The organism is Bacillus sp. JS, from assembly GCF_000259365.1.
Classification (GTDB): domain Bacteria; phylum Bacillota; class Bacilli; order Bacillales; family Bacillaceae; genus Bacillus; species Bacillus stercoris.
The window spans coordinates 3,536,892-3,561,979 of record NC_017743.1 but is presented as its reverse complement, the minus strand read 5'-3'; the positions used below and the strand labels follow the sequence as shown (position 1 = coordinate 3,561,979).

19 protein-coding genes are annotated in these 25,088 nt (G+C 37.0%); 11 read left to right on the top strand and 8 right to left on the bottom strand.

Translation table 11 applies throughout. From position 1 onward, the window contains the following. Positions 1-33 precede the first annotated feature (33 nt). The 6 genes from MY9_RS18035 to MY9_RS18010 all read right to left on the bottom strand — a co-directional run bounded on the left by MY9_RS18035 (position 34) and on the right by MY9_RS18010 (position 6,929). Positions 34-1,893 (bottom strand): CDP-glycerol glycerophosphotransferase family protein, encoded by a 1,860-nt coding sequence (locus MY9_RS18035; protein ID WP_041521432.1) that lies wholly within the window; start codon positions 1,891-1,893, stop codon positions 34-36. A gap of 18 nt (positions 1,894-1,911) precedes the next feature. After that, complete coding sequence (locus MY9_RS18030; protein WP_014665595.1) at positions 1,912-3,081, bottom strand: CDP-glycerol glycerophosphotransferase family protein; 1,170 nt, start codon at positions 3,079-3,081, stop codon at positions 1,912-1,914. Between the two features lie 3 nt (positions 3,082-3,084). Further along, positions 3,085-4,110, bottom strand: a complete 1,026-nt coding sequence (locus MY9_RS18025; protein ID WP_014665594.1) for a ribitol-5-phosphate dehydrogenase — start codon at positions 4,108-4,110, stop codon at positions 3,085-3,087. Continuing rightward, positions 4,107-4,820: an IspD/TarI family cytidylyltransferase gene (locus MY9_RS18020; RefSeq protein ID WP_014665593.1), complete on the bottom strand. Its 714-nt coding sequence runs from the start codon at positions 4,818-4,820 to the stop codon at positions 4,107-4,109. Before MY9_RS18020 ends, MY9_RS18025 begins: the two co-directional genes overlap by 4 nt. A gap of 88 nt (positions 4,821-4,908) precedes the next feature. Further along, positions 4,909-6,060, bottom strand: coding sequence for a CDP-glycerol--glycerophosphate glycerophosphotransferase (locus MY9_RS18015; RefSeq protein ID WP_014665592.1), 1,152 nt, complete (start codon positions 6,058-6,060; stop codon positions 4,909-4,911). Positions 6,061-6,155: 95 nt separating this feature from the next. Next, positions 6,156-6,929: a WecB/TagA/CpsF family glycosyltransferase gene (locus MY9_RS18010; protein WP_014665590.1), complete on the bottom strand. Its 774-nt coding sequence runs from the start codon at positions 6,927-6,929 to the stop codon at positions 6,156-6,158. Positions 6,930-7,436: 507 nt separating this feature from the next. Here MY9_RS18010 and tagD point away from each other — a divergent pair. The 6 genes from tagD (at position 7,437) to tagH (ending at position 16,247) form a co-directional block, all read left to right on the top strand. Then, positions 7,437-7,826, top strand: coding sequence for a glycerol-3-phosphate cytidylyltransferase (tagD, locus tag MY9_RS18005; protein ID WP_014665589.1), 390 nt, complete (start codon positions 7,437-7,439; stop codon positions 7,824-7,826). Positions 7,827-7,919: 93 nt separating this feature from the next. Then, positions 7,920-9,110 carry a CDP-glycerol glycerophosphotransferase family protein gene (locus tag MY9_RS18000; protein ID WP_014665588.1) on the top strand — a complete coding sequence of 397 codons (1,191 nt, stop codon included), beginning with the start codon at positions 7,920-7,922 and terminating at the stop codon, positions 9,108-9,110. A gap of 42 nt (positions 9,111-9,152) precedes the next feature. Then, a complete protein-coding gene (locus tag MY9_RS17995; RefSeq protein WP_014665587.1) occupies positions 9,153-12,374 on the top strand; it encodes a CDP-glycerol glycerophosphotransferase family protein in 3,222 nt (1,073 codons plus the stop codon). 16 nt (positions 12,375-12,390) lie between these two features. After that, complete coding sequence (locus MY9_RS17990) at positions 12,391-13,605, top strand: glycosyltransferase family 4 protein (RefSeq protein ID WP_014665586.1); 1,215 nt, start codon at positions 12,391-12,393, stop codon at positions 13,603-13,605. Positions 13,606-13,816: 211 nt separating this feature from the next. Continuing rightward, positions 13,817-14,644: a teichoic acids export ABC transporter permease subunit TagG gene (gene tagG / locus MY9_RS17985; protein WP_014665585.1), complete on the top strand. Its 828-nt coding sequence runs from the start codon at positions 13,817-13,819 to the stop codon at positions 14,642-14,644. A 19-nt stretch (positions 14,645-14,663) separates the two neighbouring features. Beyond that, positions 14,664-16,247, top strand: coding sequence for a teichoic acids export ABC transporter ATP-binding subunit TagH (tagH, locus tag MY9_RS17980; RefSeq protein ID WP_014665584.1), 1,584 nt, complete (start codon positions 14,664-14,666; stop codon positions 16,245-16,247). Positions 16,248-16,285: 38 nt separating this feature from the next. Here the strand turns inward: tagH and galU are convergent, their stop codons facing one another. After that, complete coding sequence (gene galU / locus MY9_RS17975; RefSeq protein ID WP_003227944.1) at positions 16,286-17,164, bottom strand: UTP--glucose-1-phosphate uridylyltransferase GalU; 879 nt, start codon at positions 17,162-17,164, stop codon at positions 16,286-16,288. Between the two features lie 339 nt (positions 17,165-17,503). Between galU and MY9_RS17970 the strand changes: the two genes are divergently transcribed. The 4 genes from MY9_RS17970 to wecB all read left to right on the top strand — a co-directional run bounded on the left by MY9_RS17970 (position 17,504) and on the right by wecB (position 23,576). Next, complete coding sequence (locus tag MY9_RS17970; protein ID WP_014665582.1) at positions 17,504-18,871, top strand: alpha-glucosyltransferase N-terminal domain-containing protein; 1,368 nt, start codon at positions 17,504-17,506, stop codon at positions 18,869-18,871. Positions 18,872-18,905: 34 nt separating this feature from the next. Further along, positions 18,906-20,426: a glycosyltransferase gene (locus MY9_RS17965; RefSeq protein ID WP_014665581.1), complete on the top strand. Its 1,521-nt coding sequence runs from the start codon at positions 18,906-18,908 to the stop codon at positions 20,424-20,426. 75 nt (positions 20,427-20,501) lie between these two features. Beyond that, complete coding sequence (locus tag MY9_RS17960; protein WP_041521431.1) at positions 20,502-22,412, top strand: glycosyltransferase; 1,911 nt, start codon at positions 20,502-20,504, stop codon at positions 22,410-22,412. Between the two features lie 21 nt (positions 22,413-22,433). After that, positions 22,434-23,576 carry a non-hydrolyzing UDP-N-acetylglucosamine 2-epimerase gene (gene wecB, locus MY9_RS17955; RefSeq protein ID WP_014665579.1) on the top strand — a complete coding sequence of 381 codons (1,143 nt, stop codon included), beginning with the start codon at positions 22,434-22,436 and terminating at the stop codon, positions 23,574-23,576. A 40-nt stretch (positions 23,577-23,616) separates the two neighbouring features. Here wecB and tagU read toward each other — a convergent pair whose 3' ends face one another. Further along, the gene (gene tagU / locus MY9_RS17950) at positions 23,617-24,537 is read right to left on the bottom strand and encodes a polyisoprenyl-teichoic acid--peptidoglycan teichoic acid transferase TagU (protein ID WP_014665578.1); all 921 of its coding nucleotides are present in this window, start codon (positions 24,535-24,537) and stop codon (positions 23,617-23,619) included. Positions 24,538-24,749: 212 nt separating this feature from the next. Between tagU and MY9_RS17945 the strand changes: the two genes are divergently transcribed. After that, a complete protein-coding gene (locus MY9_RS17945; protein WP_014665577.1) occupies positions 24,750-25,073 on the top strand; it encodes a hypothetical protein in 324 nt (107 codons plus the stop codon). Positions 25,074-25,088 lie beyond the last annotated feature (15 nt).

Genomic DNA, 25,088 nt, shown 5'->3' with positions numbered 1-25,088 from the left:
ACACCTTTTGCGGCTGCAAAAGGTGTTTTTGATTTATCTCTTAATGACTTTATTGTCTGATGGCTCTTCTTCCTGAGGGAAGACAATTTGATCAACGACACGCTCACTTGCTTTTCCATCAAGGTCATCAAAGAAATAATGAACAAATGAATCAATTTGTTCAAAGTTATACTTTTCTTCTTTAATGATCGAAATCATTTGCTCAGACGTTTTCGCAAGCGGACCAGGAATAAAGTCAAAGTAATCGTAATAGAAATCACGTTTGCGAATATAATCATCTACATCATAGCTGAAGAAGATCATTGGTTTATTTAATAAAGCATACTCAAAGCAAACAGAAGAGTAATCCGTTATCAGAACATCTGTTACGAGCAATAACTCGTTAATTTCCCTAAACGAAGAAAAATCATAAAAGAAATCGCTGTACTGATAAGGAATATTGGCATCGTTCCGTACGAAGGGATGAATTTTGAACAAGAAGATATATTCATCCTTTAACTCACGATACAGACGGTCAAAATCAAGCACTTCAAAAGGATAATGGGCTGATTGCTGACCGTTTCCGCGGAATGTAGGTGCAAAAAGAATGACCTTCTTATCCTTAAGGAACGGATATTCTGTATAGAGACGTTCTTTCACAAATGCCTTCTTCGCTTCATCAAAGAAAAAGTCTGTGCGCGGTACGCCTGTAGCAATGACGTTCTCAATGTCTACGCCAAAGCCCTCTGCGTAGTGCTTCCGTATATTTTCAGAACTGACAATAACCTTCGTGTAGTTTCTATGGTTTTTCGAATGCGGCGACGGTCCGCCCGGCAGCCCGATTCGGCTGTAGCCGAATGTCTTAAAGGCGCCGACAGCATGCCACAGCTGGACAAGGTCTGCATTTTTACGGATTTTTAACGGATAAATAATCGGATAAAAATCGTCTATAAAAATGATTTTGCTTGTCGCAAAATGATAAGCCATAGACATTAGTTCAGACAGGCTTTTTCTATCTCGGATGCTGCTCTTTAAGAAAAATTTGAAATCAAAGTTTTCTTCACGTTTCAGCAGTTCTTCATAAACAAATTCGAAGTTTCCTGTCATATCAAGCCGGCTGTCAGAAGCAAAGACAATTTTATTAGACTTAATTGGGAGCAGCCGGAACACATCGTATGCAAAATGGAACAAGCTTGTATTCAGCTTGCGCAAAAAGCGGTTTGCCTCTTTTCCAGTATCCAGCTCCAAAAGGCTCGGATCAATTTCCTGCAGTTTGTTGCAAGACAGATTAATCGTCTTTTCGCCCTCATCATAATTAACGATCAAATTGAACTTCATCAGCTTTTTAGCAGAATGAAATTCCATTTTTGTAGCATACACATCATTAGAGAGGAAATTGCTGACGTTTCCGACTGTATGCACTTCCTGATGTTTTACATTTTGGTCATCTACAGCTTCAATTTCGAGAAACAGCTTATACTCGCCCTGCGGAAGAGGCTTGTCATTCATCAGCTTAGAAAAGTTAATCTGCTGTGAAAATCCTGCCCACTTATAGGCTCCAGGCACATTTGAAGTATCAATTGACAGCTTATCTACCGGAACATCCCGCAGTGAAATAGCTGTAAATAAAACACCGTTATTCACCAATAATAAACGTTTTCGAACCTGATCCTCTTTTTGAAGCGGCAGGCCCTTGATATACATATAACCCGCAATTTTTAGAATTGACCCATTCCAAGAAAACTCAGAAATCTTCCGGACAGGGACTTGCTGGTTTTCTTCAATTCGCTTCGTTTTATCAAAAAGAGAAAAAACCCTATTATCAGCTGGATGGACAATGACAGCTGCATTTTCTTTTTGCGTTTTCCTTTTTGATCTGAAAAGTCTGTTCTTAATCTTTCTTGCCAGCTTCACTTTGTACCTCACTTTCTCCTAATCGGCACCAGATGTTAAAAATGATGAAATAAAATCGGCCACCCGCTCTGAAGATTTGCCGTCCTGATGGGTGATAAATGTCTGTGAAAAATCTTCAATCCGTTTTGTATCAGCCTCATGATCACTCTCGATATCATGTACAAGCGATGGAACATCTTTCGAGATCGGCCCGGGTACAAACGATTCAAAGGGATAGTAGAAATCACGTTCTTCCAAGTAGTCTTCTAAATCCGGGCAGTAAAAATACATCGGACGTTTCAGCAGGCTATATTCGAAAATAACTGAAGAATAATCCGTTATCAGCCCATCAGAGATTGCCATTAAATCGTACAAAGAGTACGAATCAGTTAAATCCAGCACAAAATCATCCTCTTCCGTGTGCGCATGCTTGCGCATATACGGATGAAGATGGAGGATCACGACATAATCTTTATGGTTTAGCGCCGATTTTAATTGTATCAGATCAAGCGGTATAGCGTCACCCTCTTGATGATGTCCGCTGCCTCGAAAAGTAGGAGCATACAAAAGCTTTTTTTTATGCTTAAGTTCCGGATAAGCCCGATGAAACTCATCCAGTACAGTGCGCATATGTTCCTTATGATAAAAATAATCCGTCCTTGGAATGCCGAGCGGCAAAATCTGCTTTTGCTCCATTTGAAATGCTTCGGCAAAATGCGGCACGGCAGCGGGTGCACTGACTATGGCATAATCATAGTTAGAATGCACAGGAACAATCTTCAAATAATCAGAAGAAGGGCCGAACGGCTTGTTCACAATACTGTAGCCGAATTTTTTAAACGCGCCGCAAGCATGCCAAAGCTGGATGGAAACCGTTTCCTTTCGTTTTGGCACAACATACAAAGGAAAATAATAATCATCCAACAATAGCACGCGGCATGTTGCAAGGTGATATAACGAGCTGAAAAGATGAAGCAAATATGCAGCTCGTCCGATCAGTCCCTTATCCATCTTCCGGAACAGCAGGGTGATGCGAAGAGACGGATCTTGCTTCAGCTTTTCATAAACACCTTTAAAATTATCACTTAAATGATCCTCACGATAGGAAGCTATGACAATTTTGTTGTGCTGTACTGGTAATAAAGCGCTCAATAGTTTATAAGCAGTGCCGAATACTCCTTTTACAATTCGCGTAAGGAATGTTTTCACTGTTTAAATTTCCCATTCGATAACAGTTTTTCCCCAAGATGAAGTCAAATCTGCTTCAAACGCGTTTGTAATTTCCTCAATACTGCGTACCGGGAAGCGTCCGCCAACTAATGTTTCTAAATAATCAACGACTTCAGGGTATTGAGCTAAAAAGTCTACAGTACGGGCAAAATCCTCGCGTCCGCTGCGGCTGCTGCCGATCAGCGTAATTCCTTTTTCAAGCACCATTCTTGTTTCAATTTCAACAGGGTATTCAGACACGCCCAGGAGCGCTACACACGCTTCAGGATGAACATGGGCAATGATCTGTTCAATGGCGCTTTCGCTGCCGCGACCGCCCACGCATTCAAAGGCATGATCGATTCTGACATCTTCAGGAATGTCGTTAATTTGATAAGCTGCATCAACAAAAGAAAAATGTTCAAGCTTGTAAGGTGTTTTGCCGAAAATAAACACCTTGCTGTCCGGATATTTCTTCTTCAGGAGAAGGGTCATGATAAATCCGAGGTTTCCGTCTCCCCAGACACCGAATGTGTCACGTTTCTTATGCGCCATGCGTTCAAAGCGTGAAAGCGCGTGAACTGCAATTGTAATAAGCTCAGTAAAGGCTGCGACATGCGGATTAATGCTGTCTGGAAGTTCAACGAGCCGATCAGGCGCCATGAACATGTAATCCTGCATAAATCCATCATAACCGCTTGAACGGAATCTGCTGGAACGCAGGTAATTCTCTGCGATCACTTCATGCTCTTCAACCGGTGTATTTGGCACCATAACAACCCGGGTTCCGACTTTAAATGTGCCTGTCGGATCAAACATGACTTTTCCGATGCCTTCATGGATCAGAGCCATCGGCAGTTTTTTGTCCATCGCTTCTTTGCCGCGTGAGCCAGTATAATAACGCTGGTCTGCAGCGCAGATGGATAAATGGGTAGGACGGACGACGACCTTATCTGAATGGACAACTTTATCTTTATATGTCACTTCAAATTGTCGGGCAGAAACTAAACGATACGTTTGATTTATCATTGTGAAATTCGCTCCTGTAAAATGGCATTAGCCACTTTTAAGTCATATGGTGTCGTTACTTTAATATTAAAGACTTCACCGCGGACAAGCTTCACTTTTTCACCTGCTAACGAGCAGATCTTGCAAGCGTCAGTCAGAACAGCTTTTTGCTCATCAGACAGTTTATTATAAAGCTTGACCAATTTGCTGATCCGGAAGCTTTGCGGTGTTTGCCCCTGATACATGTTATCGCGAACAGGAATATCAGAAATGAATTCCTGGTCTTCTGAGGCGATAATTGTATCGATGGCTGAGATTACAGTATCAACAGCGCCGTATTGAAGAACAGCATCAATGTTTTCGTCGATAATGCGATGAGTCAGAAACGGACGCACAGAGTCGTGAGTGATGATCACGTCATCTTCTTGTATGCCGAATTCTTTTTCAATATAGCGAATGCCGCTCATAATGGATTCATTACGATCGCTGCCGCCTTCAACAACAACAATGCGATCATCCTGCCCGATGAATTTCTTTAAAATGTCTTTTGTATGGTTAATCCACTCTTTAGGGGAAACGATTAAAATCTTATCGAAACGGTCATTTAATAAAAACTTTTCAACCGTATGAATGATAATTGGGCGTTTATTTAACGGCAAAAACTGTTTTGGCATATTGACGTTCCCCATGCGGGAACCTTTTCCACCGGCTAGAATTTCAGCATAAATCATAAAATGACTCCTTCCTTACTACAACTCATAATGTTTTATAAAAGGTTTTCATATTATTTGCAATACCGATCTCTATTATATATAAAGATCAGCATGATTTCTCATTTACATAGCTTAAAAGCTGCTTACTGGCATTCCCTTTCGAGTACAGATTCCATTCACGTGAAAAGCGCTCCACTTCAGATTGAAGCTTGTTCATATCTTTCAGCTGGTCCAAGAGCATGCCTGAATCACGGCAAGGAACCCCGGGTATTATCTCTGTATAATGGTCAATTAAACCACGGGTTCCGTTGTAAGCCTCCATATCATACGTATAAAATAAAATGGGTTTGTCCAGCAGAGCAAATTCAAAAGGGACAGAAGAATAATCTGATATTAACAGATCACTCATTTTTAAAAGGTCTGCAAGCGGGAGGTCTGAAACGTCTTTTATCCACGCACTATCCCCAGGCAATTCAGCAGATTGCTTCATAACAGGATGCAGTTTTACTGCAAGTAAATATTCTCCATTTAAATCATGCTGCAGCTGTTTTTCTGAAAACGGCAGCGAAAAGCTTTCAAACTGATGATCCCTAAAGGTTGGTGCATACAGGATGATTTTTTTCTCTGCCGGCAGATAATATTTGTTTTTAAGGTCATTACTGTTTTCCTGCACTTCATAGTAAGCATCGGTTAAAGGCACGCCAAACCGAAGAAATTTGTCATCTTTTATATCGAAAAATTCCTTGAAAATGTCTGCCATATGTTCAGAACCGACGATAATCCGGTCAAATGAAGCATATACTTTGCGAAACCGTCTTACGTCAGCACGCGAACGATTCTGAGTGTTGATATCCTTTAACCCAAAACGCTTAAACGCTCCGTTTGCATGCCAAACTTGGATACACTCGATATCAGATCTGCAGGTCAAAACGGTTGTCAAAACAAAATAGTTATCAACAATTACAGCTTTACTGCTCAGCATAGAAAAGACCGCTTTACATATATGAAGCGGGTGTTTTTCGTTAATAACGGAAACAGTAAGCTCAGGAAATTCTGTTTCCAGCGATTTGGCATGCTGGGTCAGAAGGACATGAATGGGAAATGAATAGTGTCCCATCTGATATTCCTTTAATATTGCCCGGGCATTATCAGGAAAGGATACAAGAAGGGTCACTTGCCTTCCCGGTTTGACCCAAAACAGCAATACACCGATGATTTTGATGAACAAATAATAAAAAAACGCAAACCAGGATTTCAATCTGTCATCAGCTCAAAGCGGCTGCCACGGATTACCTGCAGGCACAGCGAAAGGTTCTTGCATTTCATTACATACCATAGCTCCTTTAAGGCCCATTACAAATGGCGTGATTGATCTTTGACCTGTCCCGAATATTGCGGCTTTGCTGAAGCCCGTTCATGTTTCAGCACGGCTGTAACATACTTAGGAATGCTAAGCATTCTTCTCCAGCGCGCAGGGTTAGTGATCAGCCTGTACATCCATTCAAGGTGAAAACGGATAAAAAATGAGGGCGCTCTTTTGACATTGCCGCTGAACACATCAAAGCTTCCGCCCAGCCCTACAGAAACAGCCTGAGGGAATAGATGTCGGTATTTATGGATAAAGAACTCCTGATTAGGATATCCTAAAGCTACAAATACCATGTCAGGGTTTGAGGCTGCAATTTTGTCTGCCACCTCACGTTGATTCTTCACATAGCCATCAGAGTATCCGGCAATTTCAATCCCAGGATAATCACGTTCGACTCGCTGGATTGTTTGAGCAATCACATGCTTGGCTGCACCGTAAAAGAAAACCCGTTTTTTCTTTTGATCAGCCTTCTCAAGCAAAGACGTAAACAAATCGTATCCGGCAATTCTGGATTGAAGCGGCTTACCAATCAGCTTGGAAACCATCACCACACCAATGCCATCCGGCAAAATAAAATCAGCAGATGAAAGAACCGCTTCATAACGCGGATTTTGCATCGCTTCAAATCCGATTTCAGGATTAGCTGTTACGATGAACGCACCTTTATTCTGATCCAAATACGACGTTTCTAAATGTGATACAAATGAAGTCAGTTCACCGTCTACAAAATCTAATTGATTTATGGGTTTCGTTTGCATCGTATCAACCCTCCTTTTCATCTATATGTCTATAAAAAACACGTGTCATTCGTATAATTTGATTAAAGACTCTTTGTCTGAAAACATTTTACTCTATCTTACCACAAAAATCTTTAGGAACTTTTAACATTCACATTACAATTCCTTCACGTTTTGACGATGAATTAATATGAGGAGGGCGTACAAAATAAATGACGCAGCAGAAAGAAAATCGTTTCACTTAAAAACGCGACAAAAGATTCGATTTTTTCGAAAAAGAAAACTTGTTATAATGGGTAAGAATGAGGTATTAGACCTGTAAAAAATACACATCAATGCAACGATGATACCAAAAAATGCTGGTGATTGACATTTTTAAAGAGCCTTAACTTTTATAGGAACTTATGCTATTATTGTTCAATATTAATGGTACGTAAAAAATGTGTCGAAATTATAAACAATCTGTTAAGGGTTTTGGTTTTTTTCTGGTACTCTCAGTTGAAAACAGTTGGAAGGTGATGTTATCTGATGAAGAAAGTGATAACGTACGGAACATTTGATTTATTTCATTATGGACACATGAAGCTGCTGGAAAGAGCGAAGAATCTGGGTGATTACTTAATCGTAGGATTATCAACAGATGAATTTAATCTTCAAAAACAAAAAAAATCGCATCATTCCTATGAACATCGAAAATTCATTCTAGAAACGATTGATTTTGTGAATGAAGTGATTCCTGAAAAGAACTGGGAACAAAAAATCTCAGATATTCAAAAGTACGATATAGATACATTTGTCATCGGCGATGATTGGAAAGGAGAATTTGACTTCTTAAAGGAATATTGTGAGGTCATTTACCTTCCAAGAACAGAAGGCATTTCAACTACCCAAATCAAAAAAGACATGGCTAGTTTATAGAAGCACCAACTTAAAGAGGCTTGAAGTAATTCAGTTGCTTCTTTTTTTCTTGTTTGCGCAAATTTAAATTTTTTACTCTTTAAGGAGTTCATGATGAAATCTTTTATTTTACAAAAATGCAGAAGTTTATTAGTTAGGTCCTATTCACTTCTTTTTAAGATTTTTGCTCTTCTGCCAAGAAACAATAAATTAATTTTATTTGAAAGCTACTCAGGAAAACAGTTTAGCTGCAATCCACGAGCAATCTATGAATATTTACAGGAAAATAAAGATCAATATGATTATAAGATGATATGGAGCATTGATAAACGATATTTGTCGGCATTAGACGGTGTTGATGCTGCATATATAAAAAGATTTTCTCTTAAGTGGATTTGGTACATGGCTACAGCGAAATATTGGATTACAAACAGCCGGCTGCCTTTATGGATTCCAAAACCTAAAAACACATTGTATGTCCAGACGTGGCACGGCACGCCATTAAAAAAGCTTGCCAATGACATGGATGAAGTGCACATGCCAGGAACCACAACTGAAAAGTATAAACAGAATTTTCTGCAGGAAGCTAGCAAATGGGATTATTTGATTTCTCCTAATGCTTATTCAACTGAAATTTTTAAACGGGCGTTTCAATTTAAAAAGGATTTAATAGAATCAGGTTATCCAAGAAATGATTATTTATTTTCACCAAAAACAAATAATGAGAAAAATAGTATAAAACAGAAACTTGGTATAGATATAAATAAAAAAGTTATTTTATATGCGCCTACATGGCGGGATAATTCCTATCATAAAAAAGGCGCTTATAAATTCGACATACATTTGAATTTGAAAAAACTAAAAGAACATCTAAGCAAAGAATATGTTGTTATACTTCGAATGCATTATTTAGTTGCTGATGTTATTGATCTAGAGGGATTAGAAGAATTTGCGTATGACATGTCAATGTATAAAGATATCCGTGAACTATATTTTGTTTCAGATATCTTAATAACTGATTACTCTTCTGTATTTTTTGATTTTGGATCACTTAAGAAACCTATTATCTTTTTTGTTCCCGATATTGATATATACAGAGATAAATTAAGAGGTTTTTATTATGATTTTGAAAGTGAAGCTCCTGGGCCACTCTTGATGACCACAGAAGAAGTTATTGAATCTATTTATGAAGTCGAAAGTTTTGATTACAGTATTAATTATAATTATCAGAAATTTCATAGCAAGTTTTGCTACTTAGAGTCAGGTGAGTCAACAAAAAGAGTTGTAAAAAGGCTTTTTGGATAAAAATTAATTTATTTAAAAGGAAGTAGAGAAAGGCGAGACTTAATGGACTACGGCATATATTTAATAAACATAAGAGTTGAAAACGAAAATATCATATTTGATTTGATGTGTGAAGAAAAGGATTTTTATGATCACTTTTTTAGTAAGTTAGAGAATGTTGTTCTTGCAACTTTTAATAGACATATAGATATCTTATCGAATATCTCTTTACTTAGAAATGAAGGCATCATGAAAGTTGCTATTCCAATAAATGAGCTTAAGCCTTGTTCAGATCAAACAGTTTTTAAATTGAAGCTTATGTTAGATAGTGATGAAGTATTTATTGATATCCTAAACCATTTAAATGATACATTTAAACTTGTTATTGACGGATCTGTGCTAGAGTTTGCTCCTCAAGAAAATGATAATTTAATCATAAATAAAACAAACCTTTCCGAATTGGCTTTTATAGTTAAAAATGTCCAAACGTCAACAAATCGTACGACTTTTTTTGGGTCGCATCCATTTTTCTTTTTAAATAATTCAGTCCAATTCATCAACTGTTACTTAGAAAACGAAGTAACAAAGGAGCAATTAATAATAACGACTAAATCTTTTATACTTACAGAAGACTCTACTTTTGAAATATCCTTAACAATGAAGGATTATCCTATATATGAAGGTAATTGGTATTTTTATACCCAAGTTAAGGTAGGTAAAGAGCAGTGTACAATTAGAATGAAAAATGATATTAATACTGCTTTACAAACAAAAGAGATTTTTACTGAAAATGGCGAACTCTTTGTTCATAATGTTTCCCAAAATCAAAATAAAGAATTGCTAATTAACATTTCTAAATTTAATGAACAGTTAATTCAAACTAAAATTCATCATTTAAGCATTGATAATAACGATCTTAATTTAAAATGCGAGGTCATTCCAAAAGAGGAAGAACAGATTCTTATTAAAAACCTAGTTTTTATCAATAGAAAAACTGAGGATAAGCACATTGTTCGCTTGCAGGAAAATGATCATGATAAAGGGCTTTTACAGATAAGTATGCCCTTTTTAATGCATAGCTTTTTTGAAACTGATGGAATATGGGATGTTTACCTAGAGTTTGATTCAAATGGATTAATAGTTAGTCAAAGATTATCATTTGATTCAGTAAATGATAAAGCTGATGGTAAATTTATTAGTCTGCCTAAAACCATTTATAATTCTAATGGAGTCATAAAAAGAGCACGTATGTATGCTACTCTAGATAACAATTTAGCAGTTTTAATAAAAGATTCAGCAATATTAGGAGATATATCTTATATACATCATGATGGTGATGATTTAATAATTAAAGGTTCTATAGAGATTTTAGATAAGGAATTTAAAATTAAAAACATTTTTTTAGCTAATGATAATGAACAGAAAATTTATTTTAATAGTAATCTTCAAAAGAATCTTTCTTTTTGGCAATTTGAGAGCAGACTTAAAGTAAAAAAAACTGATATAGATATTATGAATCATTTCACATTTGATTTTTACATTTCAATTCTTATAAAGGATCAAGAATATGTTGTAAAACTGAAATCAAACTTAGACGATATTTTAGATAAGTCACAATCTCATGTTTATCCGGAGTTTGTAATAAAAGATGTTAAACCGTTCTCAATCCAGCCTAAGTTTAATAATTTAAATGAATTATCTTTTGTTTTTTCTTCTTACATTAACGCTGAATGTACAGATATAATTAGTAAAAATAAAGAAATAGAAATTCGTATTGTCATTGAAAAAAATAATTTAATATACGATAAAATTTATTTGAAGTTACGAGACAAGAATAGTAGCTCAATTCTGTTAAAACCTGCACTAGAACATGAGCAGAAAGAATATAAAGAGTTTGTGTTTTTATTAAAGGCTAACGAAACTGAAAATTATGGCTTGGAAAAACAAATGCAATACGAAGTTGGTCTATGTTTATCAATTAATAATAAGCATGTGGAGTCTTCTATAAAAATAAAAGATTTGAAACTAATAAATAGTAAGTCAACATTTAAATCTGGTGCAATTAAAATTAATAAGGCTCTCTTTTTGTCTGCTTTTATTGATAAAAGAAATTCTCTTTTAAAGATAGAAATGAGAGACATAAAGGCTACTGAAAAGAAATCAGAAAAAATAAAGTTTATATTTGCAGGACTTGTTGCAAAAGTTTTAAAACCTTTTGTTAATAAACCAGTATGGTTTGTTGGGGAAAATTTAGGGGAAGTAGCACAGGATAATGGGTTTGCCTTTTTTGAATACTGTGTTCGAAATAAAACTCAAGAAAAATACTACTATATAAGTAAGGAAGATAACAAAAATCTTGATAACCTTTTAAAATATCCGAAAAACATTATAACTTATGACAGTTTTAAACATCTTGTATTTTATCATTTAAGTAAATACCTAATAGTAAGTCATGGTATTAGAGATGTTATTCCTAGTGTCATCCATAATAAAATGAGTGAAAACCCAAAAGAAATAATCTATTTGCAGCATGGTATAATTGCAATGAAAAAATTGAGCTTTAATAGAAAATCTTATAACAGTAAAATTATAAAATTTGTTGTTTCATCTGATCATGAAAAGCGTATTTTAATAAATGAAATGAATTTTAAAAAGGATCAAGTGATGGTTACAGGGTTATCGAGGTTTGATACATTGATTGACAAAAGTAAAAAGGTGAATCCTAAACAAATACTCCTGATTCCCACTTGGAGAGAGTGGATTGATGACTTTGTAAGTTCGAAATTCTATCTCAACTACAGTTTATTTTTAAACAATAAGAAACTGCATAAACTTTTAGAAGACAATAATATTGTTTTGAAGTTTTTCATGCATATAGAACTTCAAAAAAAATATAGTAACTATTTTAAAGATCTGCATAAAAACATAAAACTAGTAAAAGTCGGAGAAGAGAGTGTTAAAAGTCTCGTCAGTGAAAGTTCTTTAATGATAACAGATTACTCAAGTGTAGCATTCGATTTCAATTATCTAGAAAAACCTGTTGTCTTTTATCAATTTGATTTATCTGACTATTTACATTACAGAGGGTCTTATGTCAATTTGAAAACAGATTTATTTGGTCAAACAGCTTACACAAATGAAAGTTTATTGGAAATCGTTCAAAAGCAAATTGAAAATGAATTTAAATATGAGAAAAAGTATAAAGTAAAATCAAAGAAATTTTATAAGTATCAAGATAAACAAAATTCTGATCGTATTTATAACCAAATAAAAATGCTTAAATAGGAAGGGGGATAATTAAGTGAAAATTACTTTTTTGGTTTACAATATCTATGGTATGGGCGGAACAGTGAGAACTGTTGCAAATACAGCTAATTATTTAGCTGCACAAAACTATGATGTTGAAATTATAAGTGTCAGAAGAACAAGGGGTAAACCCATGTTTGATATAGATAAGAGGGTTAAATTGAAACCAATATTTGATGCAAGAAGAGGAAAGCTCTTTGGTAAAAACACACCCTTATATAAGAAAATAATTAAAAGAATTTTAATGAAGATACCAAGTGTGTTTATAGATAAAAATGAGGATTTATATCATATGTTTAATTTATTTGTAGACCTTAAAATTCTAAAAAAACTATCTGAAGTTAATGAGGGTGTACTTATAACTACCATACCATCTTTTAATTTCTTATCTGCTAAATTTGTTAATCGTAATGTCATTAAAATTGGCCAAGAGCATAAGTATTTTGGCGGGTATGAAAAGTCAATTCAAACGAAAATCAGAAAGTATTATAAAAAGCTGGATGCTCTTACATGTTTAACCGATGCAGAAATAAATGATTATCATCATCTTCTAAATAATCATTCCACGGATTTATATAAAATAGAGAATGCAACACACATGCCAAAGGAGAGCTCAAACCTAGAAGAAAAAACAGTAATTGCTGCTGGAAGATTTGTTCATGAAAAAGGGTTTGACCTTTTGATTCAAGCATTCGAAAAGGTGGTTCAGCAATATCCAGAATGGAAATTGAAGATTTTTGGTGATGGTGTAGAGAAAGATTCATTGCGTCAAATGATATTCGATAAGAATCTGTATAATAATGTTTTTTTAATGCCAAAAACGGATAACATTATCAAGGAGATGACCAATTCCTCAATATATGCATTGAGTTCAAGAAATGAATCATTTGGGATGGTTATCATTGAAGCTATGTCTGTAGGGGTTCCCTGCGTTAGTTATTCTTGTATAGGTCCTGCTGAAATTATCAATGATGGTGAAGATGGAATATTAGTTGAAAGAAACAATGTAGATAAGCTCGCAGAATCTTTAACCAATATAATAAAAGAAGATAGTTTGAGGAAAACAATGGGCAGGAATGCGAAGGAAAATGTAAAAAGATACTCATTTGAAGTTGTGGGAACGAAGTGGGAAAAACTTTTGAATGAGCAAGGTTTCAAAAAAAACAAAACTCTCTTAAAAAAGGTTTATTCTGAAATTGAGGTCCAATAATCTGTAATTAGTATTTCGAGACAAATATCTCGAAATACTTTTTTGTTTACTATAGCTATAATTAGAAAATGAAATGTAAGTTTTTTTCACGGACCTTAAACCTGTTATGATGTGAAAAAAATCTCTACATCTGTTACAATATTCACCGGTGCTTTCAAATTTCTTTAACCGAAAGATCCAAAAAATCATTTAAGTCTAAGGAAGATAAACAATGAATGCATTAGTAAGAATCGTAAAAGAGCAAGTGACATCGTTTCCTTTAATTTTGCGCTTGGCTTCGTATGAGACAAAGTCTCAGTATCAGATGAATTATCTTGGTGTATTATGGCAGTTTCTAAATCCTCTCATTCAAATGCTGGCGTATTGGTTTGTATTTGGTATGGGGATTCGTAACAGCAAGCCAGTCATAACAGGTATTGGAGAAGTGCCTTTTATTGTTTGGATGCTGGCTGGTTTGATCCCGTGGTTTTTTATTAGCCCGACGATTCTCGATGGATCAAACAGTGTATTTAAACGGATCAATATGGTTGCGAAAATGAATTTTCCGATCAGTTCACTGCCTTCTGTCGTGATTGCTTCAAATTTATTTAGTTATTTTGTAATGATGGGTGTTTATGTCATTGTCCTTTTAGCAAGCGGTGTTTACCCTAGCTTGCATTGGATACAATATATTTACTATTTAATCTGCATGATTGTGTTTATGTTTTCATTTAGTTTGTTTAACTCAACAATCAGTGTGCTTGTCAGAGATTATCAATTTCTGCTGCAGGCTGTAACGAGATTATTGTTCTTTTTACTTCCGATTTTTTGGAACATCTCAGAGCAGCTCGGGAAAAACCACCCGAATCTTCTGCCTGTGCTTAAGCTGAATCCGATTTTTTATCTGATAGAAGGATTTAGGAACAGCTTCTTAGACGGAAAATGGTTTTTCCAAGACATGAAGTACACGCTGTACTTCTGGCTGTTCACCTTCCTTCTATTGTTGGTAGGTTCTATCCTGCATATGAAATTCAGAGACAAGTTTGTTGACTTTCTTTAATACGTAAGGAGATTGTACGATGAAACTAAAAGTTTCGTTTCGAAATGTTTCAAAGCAATATCATTTGTATAAAAAACAATCGGACAAGATTAAAGGATTGTTTTTTCCGGCTAAGGATAATGGTTTTTTTGCTGTGCGGAATGTCTCCTTTGACGTGTATGAGGGAGAGACAATCGGCTTTGTAGGGATAAATGGATCAGGGAAATCGACCATGTCTAACCTGCTGGCTAAAATTATTCCGCCGACCAGCGGCGAAATTGAAATGAACGGCCAGCCGTCGCTGATTGCGATTGCTGCCGGTTTAAATAACCAATTAACGGGCCGGGACAATGTCCGGCTTAAGTGTTTGATGATGGGGTTAACCAATAAAGAAATTGATGATATGTACGACAGTATCGTGGAATTTGCCGAAATTGGCGATTTTATTAATCAGCCGGTTAAAAACTATTCCAGCGGGATGAAGTCGCGTCTCGGTTTCGCAATTTCTGTGCATATTGACCCTGACATCTTAATTATTGACGAAGCGCTCTCCGTAGGGGACCAAACGTTTTATCAGAAGTGTGTAGACAGAATAAATGAGTTTAAAAAGCAAGGAAAAACCATTTTCTTTGTCAGCCACTCGATCGGCCAGATTGAAAAGATGTGTGACCGCGTCGCTTGGATGCACTACGGCGAGCTACGGATGTTTGATGAAACAAAAACGGTTGTGAAAGAGTATAAAGCGTTTATTGACTGGTTTAATAAGCTCTCTAAAAAAGAAAAAGAGACATATAAAAAAGAGCAGACGGAAGAGAGGAAGAAAGAAGATCCTGAAGCGTTTGCCCGTTTCCGCCAAAAAAAGAAAAAGCCGAAATCATTGGCTAATGCGGTTCAAATTGCTATTTTGTCTATCCTGACTGTATTCATGGCAGGAACGATGTTTTTTAATGCCCCGCTTCGTACAATTGCTTCGTTTGGCGCTATCCCGCAAAATGAAGTGAAGAATCATCATGGCAATGCAAAGGGCAAGTCAGAGGAACGCTTAACCGCAGTCAATAAGCAAGGGTTTATAGCAAATAAAAAAGCGCCTGCTTATAAGGATCAGGATTTGAAACAGAAGGCTGACGTTACACTGCCATTCGGTACAGAGGTGACGGTAGCTGCAAAAGGTAAACAAGCAGCGAAAATAAAGTTTAACGGACAGTCTTATTTTGTGAAAAAGAGCGCTGTTGCAACTAATATGAAACATGCTAAATTGCATGCCGCTGCCTTTACGCCGTATGTCTCGCAAAACGCTGCTTCTTCCTATGAATACTTTCTGAAATTCCTGGGAGACAGCAGAATCAGCATTCAATCGAAATTGAATGGATATACTGAAGGAGATACAACTGACGGCAGAAAAACGTTAGATTTTGATTATGAAAAAATCAGCTATGTGCTGGAGAATGATAAAGCATCAGAACTGATTTTTCATAACATTTCTCCTATCAACCCGTCGTCACTATCCTTAAGTGATAGCGATGTATTGTATGACAGCAGCAAGAATCGTTTTCTTGTGAACACAGCTGATCAGGTTTTTGCAGTTGATAATGAAGAGCATACACTGACACTGATGCCGAAATAAAAAAAGGCTATTGGATGAATGTCCAATAGCCTTTTTGTTTAGATTTCTTCTTTGTTTAGTAAACCTTCCATAAATGGAACGAGCTGATCGCGAAGCTCTTTATCCTGCATCGCAAATTCTAGAGTTGTTGTGATAAAGCCGAGCTTTTCACCAACATCATAACGCTTGCCTTCAAAATCGTACGCAAATACTCTTTGAATTTCATTCAGTTTTTGAATGGCGTCTGTGAGCTGAATTTCTCCGCCGGCGCCAACCTGCTGCTCCTCTAAGTACATGAAAATCTCAGGCGTGAATACGTAGCGGCCTAAGATGGCAAGATTAGAGGGTGCTGTGCCTTTAGGCGGCTTCTCAACGAAGTTTTTCACCTGATAACGGCGGCCTTCACTTGTCAGCGGGTCGATAATGCCGTAGCGGTGTGTTTCTTCTTCAGGCACCTGCTGAACACCGATAATAGAAGAAAGTGTTTTTTCATATTCATCCATTAATTGGCGCAACCCTGGTGTTTCTGCTTGAACAATATCGTCTCCAAGCAGAACCGCGAACGGCTCATCGCCGATAAAGTTACGCGCGCACCAGACAGCGTGTCCGAGACCTTTAGGTTCTTTTTGGCGGATATAGTGAATGTCAGCCAGGTTAGAAGCCTTTTTCACTTTTTCAAGCAGTTCGGTTTTTCCTTTTTCTTCCAGGTTTCTTTCAAGCTCAGGGGAGTAATCAAAATGATCCTCGATTGCACGCTTGCTTTTTCCTGTTACGATAATAATATCTTCAATACCGGCTTCAACAGCTTCTTCAATTATGTATTGAATGGTAGGCTTATCAACGATAGGAAGCATTTCTTTCGGCATTGCTTTCGTAGCCGGCAAGAATCTCGTTCCGAGACCTGCAGCAGGGATTATGGCTTTACGTACTTTTTTCAATTTCAAAGCACCTTCCTTAAAAACAGATTTAGGGTTCAGCTTTTTGAATGCTGGGATTTAAAATGTTTGAGTTTCTTTACTCATCAATACCCTATTTTCATTCTGTTAAACACATCTAATCATATAAGAAAAACCAATATTAAACAAGAGTCAATTCAGTGACTTTGAGGTCAAGGAAATACAAAAAAATAACATCAATTGATAGATAAAACAGTTTACGCTGATCAGGTAATTCAAGAAATATAACAGCTTTTTCATCTCTAGAGCCTGCCCAGCAAAAATGATATAATGTAGTTCTGAAAATGTGACGTACGAATTTATTTGAAAGGTATTAAATAGATGATGACGATTAAGGTTTCTACTCCTAAATTAGCATATGTTTGTCAAGAGCTGAATGCTGCAAAAAAGTTTAGTATCAATACAATCGATTGGAATTATCCAATGGAAATTGTCACTTTACATCATGAGCCCAATGGACCTTCTTCTTTTAAAGATACTGCTGTTATTAATATGTACAGCTACTTTAAAGGTTCTGAACCTGAGAAAGATAAAATCAAGCATCCGATTGAACAAGAAGGTTTAACATATATTCAAGAACCAAATAAGCCAATTTACCGCTATTACAATAATGGACGCTATATCAAATATCAAAGGTTTACAGCATCAGGAGAACTTGCTGTCATTGATTACTTTAATGAAAGCAGGCAAAGATTTAAAAGGGAAGAATATGATTCGTCTGGATATGTACACAGCTTAATGTACATGGATCTGGAGACTAACAAACCAAAGCAGCATCTTTATTTAAGGGCAGATGGCACTTGCTATATGACAAAATGGTATAAGAATGATGGAACAACTGAAAAAATTGTCATTTTCGACGAAAAAGAGAATATAGTCAGTGTATTGTATTCAGAAAATGAACTTTCCTGTTATTTTCTAGGCTGCTTAATAAAGGAAACGGATTATTTATTTTTAACTTCTGAAGTCAAGTTATATACAACACTAAAGTCTCTTTCAGTTGAATATTCTTCCATGTATTTAGGTTTTATAGAGACGAATGAGATGTTGGAAAACCCTGAAAAGGAAATAGACCACCTTGATGCTTTCGTGGTACCTTCCTTGAAACGATATCATGACATAATGAAATATACGGGGCCACGCACAAACATTTATTACGTTTCTGAAGAGCCGTTTACCCGCAAGCGTTTTGTGGACAAATTAATTGATCAGGTGCCATTTAATAATCAATTGAAAGATATGAATGTTGAGCTGTTAACGGCTGAATGGCAGTCGAAATCAAATTTATATTTGTCAGCCAAGGTTAAATTTAAAGGCGACGTTCCGCCCCATTCTGTTGGCCGTCATAAAATGTATTGGAAGTTAAAAAATAAGAAGAGCGGCACTGAAAGCACATTTAACGTAAAAGTAAACAGCGAGGAAGAACTTACTTTTACTGTAAGTGGTATACTTCGTGTTGACTCTGTATTAGATCAGTTGTCCACTATAGAATTGTATCTTTGTTCTGAGTGGGATAATAGCTTCTTTGCATCAGGTGTGCGAATAACCGATCCAAAGGAAATTCCATTATCAGAACAAAGTATTTCGGGCTGGCAAATTCATTTGGCAGAAGAAAATAATGATTTGCATGTTCAGACAGCTGAGGGATTTCGGAGAAAATTAATGAAACGGCTGTTTGTAAAAAAATAGCAGACGAGGTTTTACCAGAAGAAGGAGCTTGAAGATGAGAAGGATCTTTTCACTAATATATGAAATAGACATTGAAAAAGGCGGCATTACAAGCTCTATGATGTCAAGATCTTTTACATTTGCGGAGCGCGGCCATAAAATCGATTTGGTCACACTTGATTATAAGGAGAATTATGATCAGATTGAAAAAGTGCTGAAGAGCGCTGGAAGGCTGCATGCTGATGTAAATATCCTCAATATTTATGATGATTATAAAAATCAGCATAAGCATATAAAAGTCGGGAATGCACAACAAAGTTATTTTGAGCTAAATCGTAATCGCTTTGAAGAACCATATGCCGTGTATCATAATGAGGAAAAATTAGAAACGGAATACTTCAAGAATGGTTTATATATGAAAAAGAAAAAATGGGATGAGTCGAATAACCTTTTATATGTAGATCATTTCAATGAAAATATGCAAATGACAAAGCGAGAATTCTTTCATGGCGGTTATGTAAATAAAACTGTGATTTTCGATACAAGAAGCGGAAAAATCAATCAAATTCACTACACAGCACCCGACGGTTTCTGTTATTTAACAGAATGGTACCATTTTAAAACAGGGGCCAGTCAAGGTGTTATACAGTTTGGCCGAGATGAAAAGGAAGCTGTGTTTTTTAAAAATAAGCACCAGTTTCATACACATTGGCTTGAAACGTTATGTAAGAAAGAAAAGGACCCTATTATCATCTGTGACGGGGTCGGAAGTGCTTCAAAAGTAAATGAAATGCGTGCAGGATTGGCAAAACGATATTACTGTGTTCACTCAAATCATTTAGATTATCCTTATACGTTAGGCAGCAAAGTTCGAAATAATCATCAATATGCGATGGAGCACATTAAGGATTATGACGGGCTGATCGTATTAACGAATGAACAAAAAGAAGATATCATGAAGGATTTTGAGTCGAACAATAACATTTTTGTTATTCCTCATGCACCAAGAAGGCTGGAAAAATTACAAACGTATGAAAAAAAGAAAAACGAGTTTGTCATGGTGGCCAGATATCATGAGGAAAAAGGGATCGATAAGGTCATAAAAGCAATGGGAATCGTAAAAAAATCCCGGCCAGATATTGTCCTTAATATATATGGCAGCGGTCCCGGCCACGAGGAATACCAGCAATTGATTGAGGATCTCAAGTTAGATAATGTACATTTAAAAGGGTATGTCGCAAATCCTGCTCCATTTTATCAGCAGGCGCTTGCCACATTATTAACATCAAAATTTGAGGGGTTTAGTCTTGCCATTTGTGAATCGTTTTCGTGCGCAACCCCTGTTATCAGTTTTGATGTGAAATACAGCCCGAGAGAGCTCATAAAAGAACACGAAACGGGAATGCTTGTAGAACCTGATCATATTGAAATGCTTGCTGAAAGTATCATTTATTTGTACGACAACCCTGATAAAGCCATTCAATATGGAAAAAATGCAAAGAACTTAATGGATACTGAATATAGTGAAGCCCGATTATTTGAAAGATGGGAAGAAGTATTTGAAATGACGAAATAGTGCATTTTTATACTGTTTTTGTTCATTATATGAGCTTTTGTGAATGAAATAGAAGCGGATAAGGATAGAGGTGTCATGGTGAAAATTACTGCAGCAGTACCCACATACAACTCAGAACATTTTATCTCCCGCTGCCTGGATAGTCTGGTTCAACAAACCATGCCGAATAATGAGTACGAAATTATTTGTGTAGATGATTGTTCTCAGGATGGCACGGTTTCAATATTAAAAAAGTACAGTGAACAGTATTCTAATATAACGGTTATAGAACGAGAAAAAAACTCGGGAGGACCGGGAGAGCCGCGAAACCAAGCGATACGTGCTGCGAACGGTGAATACATTTTTTTTATTGATTCCGATGATTATGTAGGAATCGAAGCGTTTGAGAGAATGTATCAATTTGCAAAACAGCACGATTCAGATATTGTGCTTGGAAAGATGGTTGGTGTAAACGGCAGATCGGTCCCGCAAGCTATTTTTAAGGAAACAAAACCTGAAGCGGATCTTGTAAAATCTCCGCTTGTTTACTCAATCGGACCGACAAAACTTTTTAAAGTCTCACTGCTTAGAATGCATGACATATATTTCCCCTCTAATATACAGGCTACGGAGGATCAGGTATTTGTCATGCAAGCTTATTTAGAAGCGGACAAAATTTCTGTCTTGGCCGATTATGATTATTACTATGCTGTACAGCATGACGGCGAGCATATGACGTTTGCATACGTTGCGCCTCAAAACTACTATGGCGCGATGAAGGTAATCATAGATATGATTCGTAATAGCCGTCTTTCTCATAACCGCAAAATGAAGTTTTTGGCGAAGTTTTTAAATCGTCATTTTGATTTTTCTAGAACAACGGACTTTACCGTAACAATTGAGGATGAACAAGAGCAGCAAACATGGATGACAGAGCTTCATCATTTTGTTGAACAAAATATACCACGGGAAATTGATAAACTTGTTCATTCTCATACGCGGTTAAAATTATATTTTGTGCGTGATAATGACTTAAAGGGTTTAAAGCAGTTTGAAGCTGATAAAGAAAATATGGCCCAATATACGTCAGTTAAAAATGGTCATATCATAGCAAACTATCCCAGTCTTATCTCATATCATTTGGCAGAGAATGAACGGATTGTTGATGACAGAAACAAAATCAGTCATTACGTGAGCGAATTTCAAATGAAGGACAACACTTTCACATTAAGAGGGTCGGTTACCCACACGGCTTTACAACCAGAGCATCAAGCTATGCAAACTTTATACGGCATTTGGGTGCACCGTGATAGAAAAACTGAAAAAATCATTTCTCCAGTGTATTCCAAGAACGGAGAATTTGAATTTCTCACGAAGTTTACTGATTTGGCCGTTAATGAAGAAGATATTGGAGTTTGGGACTTCTTTATTGAATCAGAGATTGACGGTTATAAAAAACGCGTCCGAATTGGCAGCAGCAGAGAAAAATATCCCTATTCAAAGCATGCTAAATATATTGGGAATAACGGGGAATATGCTTTCAGCGCACGGCCGTACTTTACTAAAACCTATGATAATTTGTCGGTGGAGGTCAGAAAGCAGGAAGTTCTGAAAGTTGAATTCAGAAATAATGATTCGGACCAGCATTTAACGTTCGTCTTCCCTGGAAGCCAATTGTTTTTTCCGAAGCAATCCTTATTATTGCTTGAGTGTAATAACCAAGAGTTTTTAATACCAATAAAAAACCAAATCAGTTCAGCTGATGGGACAGTGATACAGGTTGATCGGAATCTCGTTGAGCAAAAGTTTGCCCCGGCTTATTTACAAAACACCAATATTGTTTTATCCATTAATTCATATAAAACAACATTGGTTCCGAAAAAGGATGTCAGTGTATACTTTTGCAGTAAAAATATTGAAAAAAAGCTATGGTGCTTTAAAATAAAGAAGAAAGTAGACCTATTTATACAATCAGATCAATCAAAATTCTATCTAACAGCCCGTTAAACAAAGAAACCAGGTGACAATATGAAAAAACTAAAAGTTATGACCGTTTTCGGGACCAGGCCTGAAGCGATCAAGATGGCACCTCTAGTGCTTGAATTGAAAAAATATCCTGAAATAGATTCCTACGTAACGGTCACTGCACAGCACAGACAAATGCTCGATCAGGTGTTAGATGCGTTTCACATCAAGCCTGACTTCGATTTGAACATTATGAAGGAGCGGCAGACACTGGCAGAGATTACGTCCAACGCACTTGTGAAATTGGATGAGCTGTTTAAAGATATCAAACCCGATATTGTGCTTGTCCATGGTGATACGACGACGACGTTTGCCGGAAGCCTAGCCGCTTTTTATCATCAAATTGCTGTCGGCCATGTGGAGGCAGGGCTCCGTACAGGGAATAAGTATTCCCCATTTCCGGAAGAGCTCAATCGCCAGATGACAGGAGCGATTGCTGATTTGCATTTTGCCCCGACAGGCCAGGCGAAAGACAATTTATTAAAAGAAAATAAAAAAGCCGATTCTATTTTTGTAACGGGAAACACAGCGATTGACGCACTTCGCACAACGGTTAGGGACGGCTATTCACATCCTGTCCTCGATCAGGTGGGCGATGATAAGATGATTCTGCTGACCGCGCACCGCCGGGAAAACTTGGGTGAGCCAATGGAAAACATGTTCAAGGCCATCCGCAGAATTGTTGAGGAGTTTAACGATGTACAGGTCGTTTATCCTGTGCACCTGAATCCTGTTGTCCGGGAAGCGGCGCAGAAGCATTTTGGCGATTCGGACAGAGTGCATCTGATTGAACCGTTAGAAGTGATTGATTTCCATAACTTTGCGGCAAAATCGCATTTTATTCTGACAGATTCGGGCGGTGTGCAGGAGGAAGCGCCATCTCTCGGAAAGCCGGTGCTTGTTCTGCGTGATACGACGGAACGGCCTGAAGGAGTGGAGGCGGGAACACTGAAACTTGCAGGGACGGCTGAGGAAAACATTTATCAGCTGACAAAACAGCTGTTAACTGATCATGATGAGTACAAGAAAATGTCCCAGGCTTCTAATCCGTATGGAGATGGAGAGGCTTCCCGCCGGATTGTGGAAGAATTACTGTTTCATTACGGGTATAAGAAAGAGCATCCGGATTCATTTACAGGCAAATAAAAAAGAAGCTTTGCACATTGTGCGAAGCTTCTTTTTTGTTTTACTTTTCGAGGCTTTCCTTCAGCTCTTTTGTGATATCGGAAAGGGCGCTTTCATCAGTTTGGTAGTAGTAAATTCCATTGATTTTCGTGCCTGTGCCTTTCAGTTCGTGCTGTTTAATCTTTTTACGCGCGCCTTTGTAATCGGATTGGATATCCCACATGTCATCGAAGGTTAAGTTCGTTTTCACATTATTTTCAACGACTTTAAACATATCTCCGAATTTCGTGATGGATGAAATATTTGCGCCTTTATTAATGATTCCTTCTATGACTTGTCGCTGACGGTCCTGGCGTCCGAAATCGCCTCTCGGATCCTCTTTTCTCATCCGGGTATAAGCGAGCGCTTCTTTTCCGTTCAGCGTGATTTCTCCTTTGCCGAACGAATAACCGTCATAGCTGAACGCGAATGTGCTGTTTACTGTGACGCCGCCAAGTGTATCAACAACGTCTCTAAAGCTTTCCATGTTCACTTTTACAAAATAATCAACTGGAACATCGAGGAAGTTCTCAACCGTGTCAACCGTCATCTGCGTGCCGCCGAAAGCATATGAATGGTTGATTTTATCCATTGTGCCTTTTCCGATAATTTTTGTATACGTGTCACGAGGAATGCTGACCATATCGGTTGTATTCGTTTTTGGGTTAACGGTCATATAAATGAGCGTATCGGCACGGCCTTTATCGCCGTCGCGTTCATCCACACCCATGATTAAGACGGAAAAAGGATCCTTTTTATTGATACTGACCTCTTTATCCCTCTTTTTCGATTTATCAATGCTTTCATGAATACTTGCCACGGTTGATGCTGCTTTATGCCATAAGTAGTATGCATAGCCGCCAGTTCCGAGTACAAATACGGCCACAATGGCTAAAATGACAAGTAATGCCTTTCTTTTTTTCTTTCTTTTTTCAGCTCTCATTATAAAGTCCTCACTTTTTTGTAATCTAGTACGATTATAAGTTTCTTAATATTTGAAAACAACTAAAATTTGTCTGATTCTTTACAATAGACGGCTGCTTGTAACAAATGTTTCGGTATTTTAAGAAAATCCGCAAAAACTTTTCGTTGTTTTGAAAGAAATCTTAAAATAAGCTTAAAATTGTCGATAAAAAGTGGAGAGGTGATATAGGAATGAAAAAAATTGCTATTTTAATGTTCTCAATGCTGCTTCTTTTGTCTGCGTGCGGCACAGCTCAGAACTCATCAGGAGCAGAAACAAATTCAGACAGCCAGGATACGTCTGCAGAAGAGACTGTAACGAAGGAAGGCACTTTTGCCGGTTTGGCGGACAGCCATACGATTGCAGTTACTATTGATGATAAAGAGACTTCGATTCAGGTTGGTTCAGACCTTCAGGACAAAATGAACAGCATTTCGGAAGGGCAAAAAGTTGTTGTCAAATATACAAAAGATTCAAATGGCGCCTTAATGCTTAAGGATCTTGAGACAAAGTAATAAAAAACTCTTAGG

Bases quoted from the DNA above. Each gene is read 5' to 3' on its own strand.
- MY9_RS18025 (WP_014665594.1), bottom strand. From the start codon at position 4,110: ATGATAAATCAAACGTATCGTTTAGTTTCTGCCCGACAATTTGAAGTG.
- MY9_RS18020 (WP_014665593.1), bottom strand. From the start codon at position 4,820: ATGATTTATGCTGAAATTCTAGCCGGTGGAAAAGGTTCCCGCATGGGG.
- MY9_RS18010 (WP_014665590.1), bottom strand. From the start codon at position 6,929: ATGCAAACGAAACCCATAAATCAATTAGATTTTGTAGACGGTGAACTG.
- tagD (WP_014665589.1), top strand. From the start codon at position 7,437: ATGAAGAAAGTGATAACGTACGGAACATTTGATTTATTTCATTATGGA.
- MY9_RS18000 (WP_014665588.1), top strand. From the start codon at position 7,920: ATGAAATCTTTTATTTTACAAAAATGCAGAAGTTTATTAGTTAGGTCC.
- MY9_RS17995 (WP_014665587.1), top strand. From the start codon at position 9,153: ATGGACTACGGCATATATTTAATAAACATAAGAGTTGAAAACGAAAAT.
- tagG (WP_014665585.1), top strand. From the start codon at position 13,817: ATGAATGCATTAGTAAGAATCGTAAAAGAGCAAGTGACATCGTTTCCT.
- tagH (WP_014665584.1), top strand. From the start codon at position 14,664: ATGAAACTAAAAGTTTCGTTTCGAAATGTTTCAAAGCAATATCATTTG.
- MY9_RS17970 (WP_014665582.1), top strand. From the start codon at position 17,504: ATGATGACGATTAAGGTTTCTACTCCTAAATTAGCATATGTTTGTCAA.
- MY9_RS17965 (WP_014665581.1), top strand. From the start codon at position 18,906: ATGAGAAGGATCTTTTCACTAATATATGAAATAGACATTGAAAAAGGC.
- MY9_RS17960 (WP_041521431.1), top strand. From the start codon at position 20,502: ATGGTGAAAATTACTGCAGCAGTACCCACATACAACTCAGAACATTTT.
- wecB (WP_014665579.1), top strand. From the start codon at position 22,434: ATGAAAAAACTAAAAGTTATGACCGTTTTCGGGACCAGGCCTGAAGCG.
- tagU (WP_014665578.1), bottom strand. From the start codon at position 24,537: ATGAGAGCTGAAAAAAGAAAGAAAAAAAGAAAGGCATTACTTGTCATT.
- MY9_RS17945 (WP_014665577.1), top strand. From the start codon at position 24,750: ATGAAAAAAATTGCTATTTTAATGTTCTCAATGCTGCTTCTTTTGTCT.